At 37.7% G+C, this 13,719-nt stretch carries 11 protein-coding genes; 6 read left to right on the top strand and 5 right to left on the bottom strand.

What is annotated here, in order from left to right; genetic code table 11:
* The first annotated feature begins 65 nt into the window (after positions 1 to 65).
* Positions 66 to 2,657 carry an AAA family ATPase gene (locus SGJ10_05980; protein ID MDZ4757673.1) on the top strand — a complete coding sequence of 864 codons (2,592 nt, stop codon included), beginning with the start codon at positions 66 to 68 and terminating at the stop codon, positions 2,655 to 2,657.
* 80 nt (positions 2,658 to 2,737) lie between these two features.
* Here SGJ10_05980 and def read toward each other — a convergent pair whose 3' ends face one another.
* The 3 genes from def to SGJ10_05965 are packed head-to-tail and all read right to left on the bottom strand — an operon-like array spanning position 2,738 to position 4,478.
* A complete protein-coding gene (def, locus tag SGJ10_05975) occupies positions 2,738 to 3,301 on the bottom strand; it encodes a peptide deformylase (GenBank protein ID MDZ4757672.1) in 564 nt (187 codons plus the stop codon).
* The gene (gene ruvX / locus SGJ10_05970) at positions 3,301 to 3,699 is read right to left on the bottom strand and encodes a Holliday junction resolvase RuvX (protein MDZ4757671.1); all 399 of its coding nucleotides are present in this window, start codon (positions 3,697 to 3,699) and stop codon (positions 3,301 to 3,303) included. The genes def and ruvX overlap by 1 nt, the downstream gene beginning before the upstream one ends.
* A 5-nt stretch (positions 3,700 to 3,704) precedes the next feature.
* The gene (locus SGJ10_05965; GenBank protein ID MDZ4757670.1) at positions 3,705 to 4,478 is read right to left on the bottom strand and encodes a glycosyltransferase family 2 protein; all 774 of its coding nucleotides are present in this window, start codon (positions 4,476 to 4,478) and stop codon (positions 3,705 to 3,707) included.
* A 123-nt stretch (positions 4,479 to 4,601) separates the two neighbouring features.
* On the opposite strand from SGJ10_05965, the gene SGJ10_05960 reads away from it, so the two are divergent.
* From SGJ10_05960 to SGJ10_05940, 5 genes are all read left to right on the top strand, one after another.
* Positions 4,602 to 5,450, top strand: a complete 849-nt coding sequence (locus SGJ10_05960; protein MDZ4757669.1) for a hypothetical protein — start codon at positions 4,602 to 4,604, stop codon at positions 5,448 to 5,450.
* 9 nt (positions 5,451 to 5,459) lie between these two features.
* Positions 5,460 to 5,912, top strand: a complete 453-nt coding sequence (gene dtd, locus SGJ10_05955; protein MDZ4757668.1) for a D-aminoacyl-tRNA deacylase — start codon at positions 5,460 to 5,462, stop codon at positions 5,910 to 5,912.
* A gap of 291 nt (positions 5,913 to 6,203) precedes the next feature.
* Complete coding sequence (locus SGJ10_05950) at positions 6,204 to 6,848, top strand: VTT domain-containing protein (GenBank protein ID MDZ4757667.1); 645 nt, start codon at positions 6,204 to 6,206, stop codon at positions 6,846 to 6,848.
* A 146-nt stretch (positions 6,849 to 6,994) separates the two neighbouring features.
* Positions 6,995 to 8,383, top strand: coding sequence for a dihydrolipoyl dehydrogenase (gene lpdA, locus SGJ10_05945; GenBank protein MDZ4757666.1), 1,389 nt, complete (start codon positions 6,995 to 6,997; stop codon positions 8,381 to 8,383).
* Positions 8,384 to 8,573: 190 nt separating this feature from the next.
* Positions 8,574 to 10,751, top strand: coding sequence for a ComEC/Rec2 family competence protein (locus SGJ10_05940; GenBank protein ID MDZ4757665.1), 2,178 nt, complete (start codon positions 8,574 to 8,576; stop codon positions 10,749 to 10,751).
* Positions 10,752 to 10,828: 77 nt separating this feature from the next.
* Here SGJ10_05940 and SGJ10_05935 read toward each other — a convergent pair whose 3' ends face one another.
* Both SGJ10_05935 and odhB read right to left on the bottom strand, forming a co-directional pair.
* The gene (locus tag SGJ10_05935) at positions 10,829 to 12,082 is read right to left on the bottom strand and encodes an amidohydrolase family protein (protein MDZ4757664.1); all 1,254 of its coding nucleotides are present in this window, start codon (positions 12,080 to 12,082) and stop codon (positions 10,829 to 10,831) included.
* Positions 12,083 to 12,088: 6 nt separating this feature from the next.
* Complete coding sequence (gene odhB, locus SGJ10_05930; GenBank protein MDZ4757663.1) at positions 12,089 to 13,297, bottom strand: 2-oxoglutarate dehydrogenase complex dihydrolipoyllysine-residue succinyltransferase; 1,209 nt, start codon at positions 13,295 to 13,297, stop codon at positions 12,089 to 12,091.
* Positions 13,298 to 13,719 lie beyond the last annotated feature (422 nt).

The raw sequence follows: 13,719 nt of genomic DNA, 5'->3' as shown, positions 1-13,719 counted from the left end.
AGTTAAAAAACTTTGCAAAAGTTGGGAATAAGCAACCATTTATCCTTAATTTTGTTCTTATGGATATGAAACACAAGTTTAAGGATTTGCGGATTTTTGCCAGCACCGAGTGGTTGGCAAATAATGAGAAGAACTACCGTTTGGTATATGATGAGAGCGAGTTGTCCTATATATATTGTGAATTTTCGTTCTTTAATAAATTGTTCGACGAACAAGATTGGGACGTGCATATTCGTCTCAAATGTTTTGGTCCCGATGGTGCAGAAATTTGTAGTTTGAACTGCGACCGTACCGTGAAAAAGGAAGACAGTGTGGTATTTGTGAGAGAAGGCTGGGGCGTTAAAAACAAAGGCAATTATTGGAAACGTGGCTCCTACCGTTGGGAGGCATGGATAGAAAATAAAATGGCTGCCGAGCGTAGTTTTTATGTAGAGCATAATGGCCTTGCCAATGCCCATGTTAATCCTTATTTCGATATCAATGAGATTAAGATATATGAAGGCCCCGATGCCAATGTGCCCGAGCATGAACGCACGTATCTTAAAACTTTTAATAGTGTTGATACCCGTTATGTATGGGTAGAGCTCAATGCCAAAAACTTATTGAAAGAGCACGATTACTGGGCTTGTGAAATGATATTCAATTTCAAAACAGTGAGTGGCCAACTTAAAGGCTCGGTCGATAAACTATTATTTATATACCCCGGCGATGAGGAAATAAACTGCACTGTCGGTTGGGGAAGTGATATTAAGGGAAGTTGGAGCACCGATATCTATACTGTGGAATTGGTTTTTATGAATCAAATTGTGGCAGTAATTCCTTTTGAGATTGGAATTGAAGAAGTAGAAATAATTGACGACGAACAAATATATTTTACACCTAGCAGGAATAAATTACAAGATAAATCTTTGCCTGCAGTAAGTGGCGGACGATCGTTCGAGGAATTGATGAGTGAGATGAACGGACTCATTGGTTTAAACGGTATCAAAAAGAAAGTACACGACTATACAAGCTATCTTAACTTTATAAAACTTCGCCGCAAAAAAGGATTTACGGATACCGATAAAATTAATTTACATGCAGTATTTACAGGAAATCCAGGAACAGGAAAAACAACTGTGGCACGCATGCTCGGCAAAATATATCATAACTTAGGCTTGTTGAGTAAAGGCCATGTATATGAAGCCGACCGTAGTGAATTGGTGGCGGAATTTATTGGGCAAACAGCACCTAAAACTAAAGAAGCTATTAAAAAAGCCAGAGGTGGCATTTTATTTATTGACGAAGCCTATAGTCTTTCACGAAAAGACGACGACAGCAAAGATTTTGGTAAAGAAGCAATAGAAGTATTGGTTCGTGAAATGAGTGATGGCGAAGGCGATTTAGCTATTGTGGTGGCGGGTTATCCTGAACAAATGAATAATTTTTTAGACTCGAACCCGGGTCTCAAATCGCGTTTTCAAATGACTTTTGAATACCCCGATTATAAACCCGACGAGCTTGAAAAAATAGCTTTATATGCTGCTCAAAAACGCATGGTGGAGTTTAGTCCCGATGCACAAGTTTTTATGTATAAAAAATTGGTAGAGGCTTACCGTGCCCGTAACCAAAATTTTGGAAATGCACGACTAGTCAATAATATATTGGATGAGGCAAAAATGAATTTGGGATTGCGTATTATGCAAATGCCCAACCCCGAAGAATTATCGAAAGAAAATTTGATGGCTCTTGAAGTGGCCGATTTGGTGCCCATCTTCGAAAAGAAAAATCGTGAGATTGCAAGCATACCTGTTGATGAAGACTTGTTGCGTGATTCATTATTACAACTTAGTAATATGGTAGGCCTTAACAAAACAAAAACAGAAATTGATGAACTTGTAAAACTCGTTAGGTATTATAGAGAAACAGGAAAAGATTTACGCAGTTTGCTCAACCTACATGCTGTATTTACAGGCAATCCTGGTACAGGGAAAACCACGGTGGCACGTATCCTCGCACAAATATATAAAGCTTTGGGAATATTGGAACGCGGACATTTGGTGGAGTGTGATAGACAAGCATTGGTAGGAAACCATATAGGTTCAACAGCTTTGAAAACTAAAGAAATGATTGACAAAGCAATGGGCGGAGTTTTGTTTATTGACGAAGCTTATGCACTGCATGGCAGCGATAATGATTTTGGAAAAGAAGCCGTAGAAACTATATTAAAACGGATGGAAGATAACCGCGGCGAATTTATTGTAATTGTTGCAGGTTATACAGAACCGATGACACGATTTATAGAATCCAACCCTGGACTTAAATCTCGTTTCGACCGTATGATGGTTTTTGAAGATTACGATTTGGAACAATTGAAATTAATAGCTTCCAAAATGCTAACCGAACGTGGCATCACGCCCGATGCAGATGCGAAAACGATGCTAGAAAAACTATTAGAAAACTTGTGGACACAACGCGATAAATTCTTTGGCAATGCACGTGCGGTAAGGAAACTAATGGATGATGCAGTAAAACAGCAGAACTTACGATTGGCTGCAATGAAAGCAGAGGATCGAACTCCCGAAATGGTGAAAACTTTGACTGCCGCAGATGTAGAACATATTAGCATGGGTCCAGGATTGGGGTCGCCTACTATAGGGTTTCAATTAGGGATTTAATATAATTTTTTTTGTACATTTTTTTTTGTCGAAAAATGCTTATCCTTCGATATCTGCCGCGGCGGACAGGATGACAAGAACTACCTTCTCGCAAATTTCATCCTATATTTCACATCCACAAAACCACGGCTTATTTGCAAAAGTTTATTACGGTTCAATTGGCGTTTGAGGGATGATATTTTGTCTACAAACAATATAGCTTCTAGATGGTCAAATTCGTGTTGAATAACGCGGGCAGTTAAGCCATCATATTCATCGGTATGGGTATCAAAGTGCTCATCATAATATCTAATTTTGATATTGGATTTGCGGCTTACAAATTCTCGGATGCCAGGTATACTTAAACAGCCTTCTTCATACTCCCATTCCTGCCCCGATTCATTTATGATACTGGGATTGATAAATACTTTTTTGATTCCTTTGCTGGGGTCTTCGTCCTCCTCTTTGTACATCTCTGTGGAGTCAACAACAAATAAACGAATGGAAATACCAACCTGCGGGGCGGCAAGACCCACGCCATTGGTATGGTACATGGTATCCCACATATTTTTTATAATATCTTCGAGGTGTGGAAATGAACGCTGTATTTCAATAGTCTCGCTGCGAAGGGCGGGCTCACCGTATGCATATATAGGAAGAATCATTATTTGGACTGTAAATAAGTTTGCAAAATTAAGGTAGCCGATACTGCGTCCAATAACTTTTTATCTTGTCGCTGTTTTTTTTTCAGTCCACTATCGAACAAAGCCTGTGAAGCCATTTTGGACGTGAGTCTTTCATCAATCCATTTTTGCGGAATATCAGGGAAAGTAGTTTGCAGCCATGCCGAAAATTGTTCAACCAAATGATAAGATTCCGAATTGCTGCCATCCATTTGCAAAGGTTTACCCAATACAAAAAGTTCCAAGGGTTCGGTTTTTATATATTCATTCAAATAATTTGCGATATCATTGGGTGAATAAGTTCCTACCGAGGTAGCAATAATTTGCAGTGGATCTGTAACAGCTACGCCAATTCTCTTCAGTCCAATATCGAAAGCCATTACTCTCATTGAAGTTTGGTGGATTTTAGTTTATTCATTTCCCATAGTTTTATATATTTTACAAAAGAATACCAGCTCGAAAATGTGGCCCACAATAATCCAGCTATACCATCAAAAATCAAACCCTTAAATATATATAATATAATAAAGTGGAAAGGTAGTTTTATAATAGGTGAAAGGATATTTATATTTTTGTTCTGTGCATGCAATTGCTCGGCGGCACGGGTTGTATAATTATTGAACTTTTTAAAATAGTCATCTATATTATAATAACTATCATGCAAAACATGGTGTTGCAACTTCCCGATTTTTCCTGTTAATAACACATCTTCGTGTACCAAACTTTCATTATAGTTTCCATGCTTTTTGTTGAACAATCGTAAATGTGGTTTTTTATATTCATTCCCAAATCGCAATAATTTCCCCATAAAGACCAGTGAAATGGGAACCATATAACCCACATATTCTCCCGAATCTATTTTTTTGCATGCTTCTGCTACAATTTCAGGCGTGGCAATTTCGTCAGCATCAATTACCCAGACCCAATCGTTTTTAGCCTGCGACACGGCAAAATGTTTTTGTTTCCCATAACTTTCAAAGTTGTGATGCATCACGGTGCAACCTAAAGCTTTGCATATCTCGACAGTATTGTCGGTTGAGCCTGAGTCTACTACCAATACCTCGTTACACCACAGCATGGCGGCAATGGTATGACCGATGGAGCGGGACGCATTGTTGGCTATTATAACAGCACTTATGGGAGTTTGAAGGGTATGCAACTTTTTGATGTATGTTTGCGTTAATTTTTTAATAAGATGCGAAAGTATTTATTTTTTTGTACAATCAATATATTTTTTTGTACCCATCTGTGTGGGCAGCACAAAATTTTATCGGCAAATACTATGGGAAGCTATACGCAGCATGTGTACAATAAATATATCGACAAACTTTTCGATTCCATCAATTCGCCCACTTTCAAATGTTTTTCTGATCAATTTAACACCTATGAAAGTGAAAAAGTAGGTGGAATTGCAGGAGTATATATAGGCAGATATCTGTTGAAAGCTGCTAAGCGAAACAGTGAGTTCCTGCTTACTAAGAATAATATAGCAGGAATTAAATTTAATTTTTGGGACCAGCATATTAGTAAATCCTTAACCCAAATAACCCGCATAAAAATCTTGTATCGCTTTAATGAACCCGAACTGGAGGGTGACTCAGTGGTTGATCTGATAGAATTGCCAGCTAATTTGTTTTTGCCCATGTTGAATGATGATGAAAAAGAAGTGATTTCTGCTTGTATTAATTATCATGTAATAAGCGACAAAGATATTAAAGCATCACCTATGACTTTGAAGGGAGAAGATTTTTTTGATTTTTCATACAATTTGATATTGTCTACCAACATTAAATTCCGAAATTATATATTTAATGATTTGGTTGATGTGTATTCAGATTCTCTGCTAGAGATAGGTAATACGTCGGAAACTGTGAACCTCCGCTATGACAGCGGTGAATGTATGTGGTTTTACAATACCCAAAAAAACTGTAATAGTGATACATATATGATATTGTATTATCATAAATTTATTACAAATAAGTACCCTGTTATACATTCGTTTTTGCCTACTATATGTTGTGGAAAGCAGCAAGTGGGACTGGGATGGCTTGATTGGAATAAAGCAATGAAAAATATGCTCGAATATGAGAAAGATTTCTTTCTGTATTATATCAATAAGGCACTTAACTAAATTGTAGGTTTGCGTTTAGTAATACAAAGGGTTTCTGAGGCACAAGTTTCCATTCAAGGAAATGAAGTTGGTAAAATTGCACAAGGGCTGATGGTACTAGTAGGAATTTGTGTGGAAGATGATATAGAAGATATACAATGGCTTGCAAATAAAGTGGGCAATTTGCGTATATTTTCTGACGTTGCGGGTCTTATGAATTTGAGCGTAAAAGATATACACGGCGATATTTTATTGGTGAGTCAGTTTACATTACATGCCTCCACAAAGAAAGGGAACAGACCTAGTTTCATAGACGCAGCGAGGCCCGAAACTGCGATTCCCTTATATGAAAAGTTTATAGAATTATTAAATGCAGAATTGGGCAAGCCCATAGCCAAAGGGCAGTTTGGTGCCGATATGAAAGTGAGTTTAATTAATGATGGGCCCGTTACTATTATAATAGATAGCAAGAATAGAGAATAGAAAAAATTGGTTATATGTGGTCAGAACATAAACAGGTTTGTTATGTCGTCCTGCAACTCGCGGCTGAGACATCTGCTGCTTAGCACACATAGTAACAAGACCAGCCATAGTGCCCGCCGTCGGCCTGCCTCGTGCTTCAGAATTACAAATATTATTAATATTGTGTACCGACAAAGCACCTATACAGAAAATATAAATTGCATATAGATTTCAAACCCAGTTTTCCACGTTTCAAATATTTCACTCGTTTTATTGCTTGCCTTCACCTAAAATTGTGGCAACAAATTCCGCATGGAACTACTACAAGTAATATCTGAAGAAGTACCCAATGTATTCGACCCACAGCAGTTGATTACCTATGGCGGGTTTTGGGTATTGCTATTGATTGTATTTGCCGAAACTGGTTTACTTATCGGCTTCTTTTTGCCAGGCGATGCCTTGCTTTTTGCGGCAGGACTGCTTTGTGCCAACGGCAAATTGGATTATAGTTTTTGGACAGTTTTATTATCTATTAATGGAGCAGCCATATTGGGAAATACAGTAGGCTATGAATTTGGTAAACGGGTAGGAGAAAAGCTTTTTGTCCGTGAAAATTCTTTGATATTCAAAAAAAGTTATGTGGCTCTTTCCAAAAGCTTTTATGATAAACATGGCGGATTGGCATTAATACTAGGCCGCTTTTTACCCATTATTCGCACCTTTGCACCCATTATTGCGGGCGTAGCCAAAATAAATCCACGCAAATTTCTATTATATAATATTGTAGGAAGTTTGATGTGGACTATTACCATGGTGGGCAGCGGATATTGGCTGGCCAAAAAATTCCCGTGGGTGGGCGACCATATTGGGCTTATCACCTTAGGTATGATAGTGGTGGCTATGGGTACCGTGATTCGTACTTATATTAAAGAAAAAAGGAAAATTAAAGCACCATAATATTATTTTGGGATATTTTTTTTCTCGGCATAAATACCTCAGAAACAAATATAAGTTATAGAAAATGAAATAGTTAGATGCGATAGGTTTTCTATAGCGTGATTTGAGTTAAATTTGCAGCCCAAATTAATTAATAAACAAGCAGTATGAATTTTGATATTTTAGTAGTGGGCAGTGGCCCGGGCGGTTATGTAGCAGCCATTAGAGCTAGCCAACTAGGTTTGAAAGTAGGCATCGTCGAAAAATCTGAATTGGGCGGTGTGTGCCTCAATTGGGGCTGTATTCCTACCAAAGCTTTGCTTAAATCGGCACAGGTATTTGAATATATAAAACATGCTGCCGACTATGGAATCACAGTCGGCGAATCGAAACCAGAATTTGCCAATATTATAAAACGTAGCCGCGATGTGGCAAATGGAATGAGCAAAGGCATTTCTTTTTTGATGAAGAAAAATAAAATTGAAGTAATCGTAGGCTATGGAAAACTAGTTGGCACAGGCAAACTTGAGGTAACTGGAGCCGATGGTAAAAAAACAAACTACGAAGCAAAAAGTATTATACTTGCCACAGGTGCTCGTAGTCGAGAATTACCAAATATAAAGATGGATGGCAAAAAAGTAGTAGGTTATACTGATGCAATGGTACTGCCTGTCCAACCCAAAAGTATGGTAGTAGTAGGCTCAGGAGCAATAGGTGCTGAGTTTGCGTATTTCTATAATAGTATAGGAACCAAAGTTACCATTGTAGAATTTCTACCAAGTATATTACCGCTGGAAGATGAAGAAATATCAAAAGCACTTGCACGCACTTATAAAAAATCAGGAATAAGCATTATGACCGAATCGGAGGTGCTTTCAGTTGATACAAGTGGTACAGGTTGTAAAGTAAAAATAAAAACCAAAACAGGAGAAGAAGTTGTAGAATGTGATATTGTTTTATCAGCAGTAGGAATACAAACAAATTTAGAAAATATTGGACTGGAAACATTAGGTATAAAAACCGATAAGGGAAAAGTATTGGTTGATGATTTTTATAAAACAAATATTGATGGTATATATGCTATTGGTGATATAGTGAAAGGTCCAGCCCTTGCCCACGTAGCCAGTGCAGAAGGTATTATATGTGTAGAAAAAATTGCGGGTCACAATCCAGAACCACTCAATTATGAAAATATACCAGGATGCACTTATTGCTGGCCTGAAGTAGCCAGTGTGGGTCTTACTGAAAAGAAAGCCCGTGAATTGGGTTATGATATTAAAGTAGGTCGTTTCCCATTTAGTGCAAGCGGAAAAGCAAGTGCTTCGGGAGCAAAAGATGGTATGGTAAAAGTAATATTCGATGCCAAATATGGTGAATGGTTAGGTTGCCACATGGTGGGTGCAAACGTTACCGAAATGATTGCCGAAGCCGTTGTCGCTCGCCGTCTTGAAACCACAGGACACGAAATTTTAAAATCGATACATCCACATCCTACTATGAGCGAGGCTATTATGGAAGCTACTGCCGATGCGTATGGAGAATGTATTCATTTGTAGAAGCCCTAACGTCATTCTGAGCGGGCTTCCCGCGAAGAATCTTTTGGGATGGGAGGACAATTGTAGTACCTACATACGTTGAACAGATTCTTCGCCTCGACTTAAAAACTCATGATTATTATCAAGATTATTGTGTGACGAGACTCAGAATGACGGATTATGATTTTTCTCATTTACTTTTGGCCACTAAATGAAGTGGCTCATTAACTTTATACAACAATTTTTTAGAGTTCGTCAGTATAATAAAGAACGTATTATACAAACGCAACATATAAACCCTTGGCATCAAGTGCCTTTTGTGCGTATGGTGCTGCCCTTGGTATTGGGAATTGCCTTATCTACTTACTTTACTTGGGCTTTCGATTATTTACAATATGTATTTGTAGGCTTGGTTTGTATATTGTTTATATTAGTTTTTTATCAAAGCAAATTCGTAAGAAAGCTAAAAGTAATATATACTGTTTGCTTAAATTTAGCATTCATTATTTTGGGGTTATTATTGCCCATTACACAAGCTGATAGTTATAAAAATGATCATTTTGTTAGACTTCAAAAGGATGAAAAATATATAAAAGTTGAGCTGGTAGAAAATGCAGTACCACGAGAAAAATCAGTGCGGGCAAAAGCGAAAGTTTTGGCAGTATTAAATGATAGTAATTACACCTATGCCAGTGGTAATATATTATTATACTTGCCCAAAGATAGTGATGCTATACAGCTTGAGCATGGCTCTATTTTATTGCTTAGTGGCAAACCGATTGAAATCCCCAAACCATTGAACCCGGGCGAGTTTGACTATAACAGGTATATGAAAATAAATAGTTATAGTTATCAAGTTTTTGCTCGAGATGGGGAATGGGAAATGGTGGGAAAAGATTCATCACATGTATTAGATAATTTATTCTATTCCATCAAAAAGTATATAGTAGGACTCTATAAAAACTATATTCCAGGCGATGAACAAAAGGGTGTGGCCGCTGCATTAATTTTTGGTTATCGAGAAGACCTGTCGCAGGATTTGGTGGAGGCGTATGCAGATACGGGCACCCTGCACGTATTGGCAGTTTCGGGCTTGCATGTAGGCATATTGTACTTTGTATTAAAAGCTTTATTGGGTTTTCTCACCCGCAAGAAATCATTGCGTATTTTGAGGTTTTGTATTATAGTAGTTACGCTATGGTTTTATGCTTTAATTACGGGTCTATCTCCATCAGTAAATAGGGCAGCATTGATGTTTACGATTATTATCATAGCGGAGACATTCCACCGCAATACGAACATATATAATTCTATTGCAGCCTCAGCTTTTATATTATTGCTCATCAATCCCTACTCATTGTACGACGTGGGTTTCCAGCTTTCATACTTGGCGGTATTGGGTATTGTATTTTTACATCCACGTATCTATAGCTGGTTTACTTTTAATAATTGGTTTACGAACCAAGTATGGAATATTACCGCGGTATCTATTGCTGCACAATTGGCCACCTCACCTCTAGGTTTTTACTATTTCGGACAATTTCCTAATTATTTTCTCATCTCCAATTTGCTCATTATTCCGCTTTCAACTATTATAACTTATATCGGATTATTATTGGTAGCGTTTTCTTTCATTCCCTTGCTGGCAAGCAGTATGGGCATTGCTTTGGACTATTTAATCAAATGGACAGATGATACAGTTAAATTTATTGGTCAAATTCCCTATGCTACTTTCGAAGGGGTGAGTATCGGTTTTTGGCAAACACTTTTATTATTGATAATTTTCTTTTTCGTTACCCAATTTTTTACCCATAAAAATAAGTATACTTTTTATACCGCATCCCTTTTTATGGTTGTTTTTCTGTGCACAAAAATGATAGAAAACTACCAATGGCAACAACAAAAGAAAATATTTGTTTATGCCATACAGGGCAAGACTGTCGTGGGTTTCTTCGATTCACACAATTTAACCGCAGTGGGCGATACCAATATATTATATAATAAAGCCACTCTCAAGTTTAAATTTCAAAAACACTGGGTTGATATGGGTGCCACCGAAAAGAACTTGTATGCGTTGAATGACACACAAAAACATACAACTAATCGCTTACAAAATTATAAGAACCTATATATTTTTAATGGCAAAAAGATTTTAATTATTGACCAAACCCCAACTACAGCATTTAAGGATTCAGTAGATATTGCAATCATAAGCCACAAACCTATGAAACATTGGGAAGACTTGGCTGGCAAGGTGAAAGCCCGGCATTATATAGCAGACCTCAGCAATTCGAATTATTATATTGATAGGTGGAAAAAAGAAGCTCTGCTATATAAAAGTAATTTCACAGATTGTAGAAAGGGTGCAGTAGAATTGGTTGTGGAATAAACATACTGTGTACAGCTTTTTAACTTTTGTGATGCAAAAAATATTCCCCAACTACTTCCCTCTTACTATTAACACCCTTACTCTCCGAAATATTTCTTATTATACTTTTTATATAAATCTTGTTGCTGTCCTTGCAAATTAATTTCAATACCTTTTATAAAAGCTTTATATAATACATTGCCTTTCATATCAAGTGCATCTCCGTTACTGATAAAGAAAGTGGCTTGTTTGCCAATTTCCAAACTTCCCAATTGACTATCACAACCCAAAATTTTTGCTGTATTATAAGTAATTGCTGAAAGTGCTTGTTCTTTTGTAAGTCCATATGCGGCAGCCGTTCCAGCTTGGAACGCCAGGTTCCGTACTTCCCACGAACCCCCAACTCCCACACAAAAATCTATCCCTGAGTCGAGCAACATTTTTGGGAGTTTGAAGGGCAATAATACATCTTCATCTGTTCTAGTTGGAAGTCGGTGAAGGTTCATTAATATAATAGGTACCTGGTTTTGTTTTAAAGAGGCACAAACTTTATATGATTCCGTACCACCCACAATGACAAGATTTTTTATATTTTTCTGTTTGGCAAAATCTATAGCTTCCAAAATTCCATAGGCAGAATTCACACGTATATATAATCTTTTTTCAGCTTGCCACAATCCACGTGTACTTTCATATTTGAGGTTTTTTTCAGTAATCTCCGATAAATTATTATATGCTTTTGCTTCCTCGAAAAACTTGCCCAAACCTTCCAAAAATGCTATATGGTATTTATTTTGGTCTTCGTTTGCAGGCTGTGAAATTTCTTGCCAGTTTATATATATTCCATCGTCACTATATAATGCTGCATCCTCCCAATTATCAGCACTTGTAGCCATAATTGAGGAAGTGCCGCAAATTGTTCCTCCAAAAGGAGATGCCTGCACTGCAAGCACGCCATTGAAAGCAAGTGTGGGAAGTATTTTGCTATCAGTATTAAAGGCTGTGAGCGTCCTAATATTTGGATTGTAGCTCCCAACTTCAATAAAATCTTTCGTAGCTCGTGCAGCGTCAATTTCGTTAAGGCCGGGATAGCAATTTGGGGCAATAAAACCTGGATATATTTCTTGGGTACTTTGCAAGCTTACTTTTACAGGCTTATCTGCAGCCCATTTAATTTCCATTTGTGTTAAATCTCTTGCTATATCAACCACTTGCTGGCCTTTCACAACCATCACCCCTTTTGAAATCAGCTGCCCATTGCCCACATGGATAGTAGCTCCATAGTATATTGTAACTTGTGCACTTATATAATGGGATAGGAATATAAATATATATAATAGTATTTTTCTCATGTACTATTATACTCCCAATAACATTCTTGCAGGATCTTCTAATAATTGTTTTACGCGAACCAAAAAACCAACAGATTCACGCCCGTCAATAATGCGGTGGTCGTAACTCAAAGCCACATACATCATGGGTCTGATTACTACTTGGCCGCTAATGGCAACAGGTCTTTCTATAATATTGTGCATGCCCAATATTGCACTTTGCGGAGCATTAATAATGGGTGTCGACATCAAGCTGCCGAATACACCACCATTTGTAATAGTGAATGTGCCGCCCGTCATTTCTTCCAAGCTTAAACGATTTTCTCTAGCTTTCCCAGCAAGGTCGGCGATGCTGCGTTCAATATCAGCCAACGTCATACTTTCGGCATTACGAACTACGGGTACCACCAATCCTTTTGGGGCTGATACCGCTATAGAAATATCACAATATTGATGATATATAATTTCCTCCCCATCAATCGAGGCATTAACTGAAGGAAAATCTTTAAGTGCTTCACAAACGGCTTTGGTGAAAAACGACATAAACCCCAAACCAATTGCATGTTTTTCTTTGAACTTTTCTTTGTATGTAGTTCTCAAATCCATCAAACTTTTCATATCCACCTCATTGAAAGTGGTGAGCATAGCAGTTTCATTTTTTACAGCAACTAACCTACGACTAATAGTCTTACGGAGGTTGCTCATCTTCTCATGTTTTTCTTCTCTACTACCTGCAACTGGTGCAGGTGTTATAATAGTTTTGGAGGCTTCAACTTTTTGTGAAGCTTTTGCTTGTTCAGCATCTTCTTTGGTAATCCGTCCATCTTTGCCTGTTCCTGTTATAGCGGCTGGGGCAATTCCTTTTTCACTTAATATTTTTTGGGCAGCGGGGCTTGGGTGGCCGGTAGCATAATTTTGCGTACCTACCGATTCTGATTTTTGTGTTTCGGCCTTTGGTGTTGTGCTGCCAACTGCTTCTTTAGCTATAGCAGGAGCTTTGGCGGTAGTATCAATACTGCATATAACACTGCCTACTTTAATAGTATCACCTTCTTGTCCATTAGTAGTAAGCACGCCAGCAGCTTCAGCGTTTAATTCAAAAGTAGCTTTGTCGCTTTCCAATTCGCACAATACTTCATCCATTTGCACATAGTCACCAGTATGTTTAAGCCAACGGCTAATGGTCACTTCACTGATTGATTCGCCCACTGCGGGTACTTTTATTTCTAATGCCATAATAGGGTTTGATGATTATAGGTGCAAACCTACAATTTATATGGCAAATGGGCAAGGTGAATATTCACCTTGCCAACATGTCTTTAAAAACATCTTTATATAATAGTAAATAAATTTAACCGTTAAGGATTGAAGAGCATTTGGCAGAAATATAGTTGAGTCATAATCAAACCCTAGTTGCCTGTGGTTATGTGCCGAACCTTATTCGGGATTCACCAACCACAAACGAGTATATATGGTTCAACTATATATCAGCCGAATATTTAGGGTAATTTAAATCTCTTGATGGTGCACAAACAAAGGGAGGGTGTGCTTTATATTTTCCAATTCTTAAACTAAAATAGTTCTCCGCCTGTGGCGGATTTGGTTTGTAGAATGGTAATGCCGAACTACATCCCGAAAGCATTCGGGATTAGTCCCTT

The organism is Bacteroidota bacterium (assembly GCA_034439655.1).
In the GTDB taxonomy this organism is placed as follows: Bacteria; Bacteroidota; Bacteroidia; order UKL13-3; family UKL13-3; genus CANJUD01.
This window is presented reverse-complemented; position numbering and strand designations above follow the sequence as displayed.

What these genes read in the sequence shown, in the direction of transcription:
- SGJ10_05980 (MDZ4757673.1), top strand. Translation starts at nt 66, where the DNA reads ATGAAACACAAGTTTAAGGATTTGCGGATTTTTGCCAGCACCGAGTGG.
- def (MDZ4757672.1), bottom strand. Translation starts at nt 3,301, where the DNA reads ATGATTCTTCCTATATATGCATACGGTGAGCCCGCCCTTCGCAGCGAG.
- ruvX (MDZ4757671.1), bottom strand. Translation starts at nt 3,699, where the DNA reads ATGGCTTTCGATATTGGACTGAAGAGAATTGGCGTAGCTGTTACAGAT.
- SGJ10_05960 (MDZ4757669.1), top strand. Translation starts at nt 4,602, where the DNA reads ATGGGAAGCTATACGCAGCATGTGTACAATAAATATATCGACAAACTT.
- SGJ10_05950 (MDZ4757667.1), top strand. Translation starts at nt 6,204, where the DNA reads ATGGAACTACTACAAGTAATATCTGAAGAAGTACCCAATGTATTCGAC.
- lpdA (MDZ4757666.1), top strand. Translation starts at nt 6,995, where the DNA reads ATGAATTTTGATATTTTAGTAGTGGGCAGTGGCCCGGGCGGTTATGTA.
- SGJ10_05940 (MDZ4757665.1), top strand. Translation starts at nt 8,574, where the DNA reads ATGAAGTGGCTCATTAACTTTATACAACAATTTTTTAGAGTTCGTCAG.
- SGJ10_05935 (MDZ4757664.1), bottom strand. Translation starts at nt 12,082, where the DNA reads ATGAGAAAAATACTATTATATATATTTATATTCCTATCCCATTATATA.
- odhB (MDZ4757663.1), bottom strand. Translation starts at nt 13,297, where the DNA reads ATGGCATTAGAAATAAAAGTACCCGCAGTGGGCGAATCAATCAGTGAA.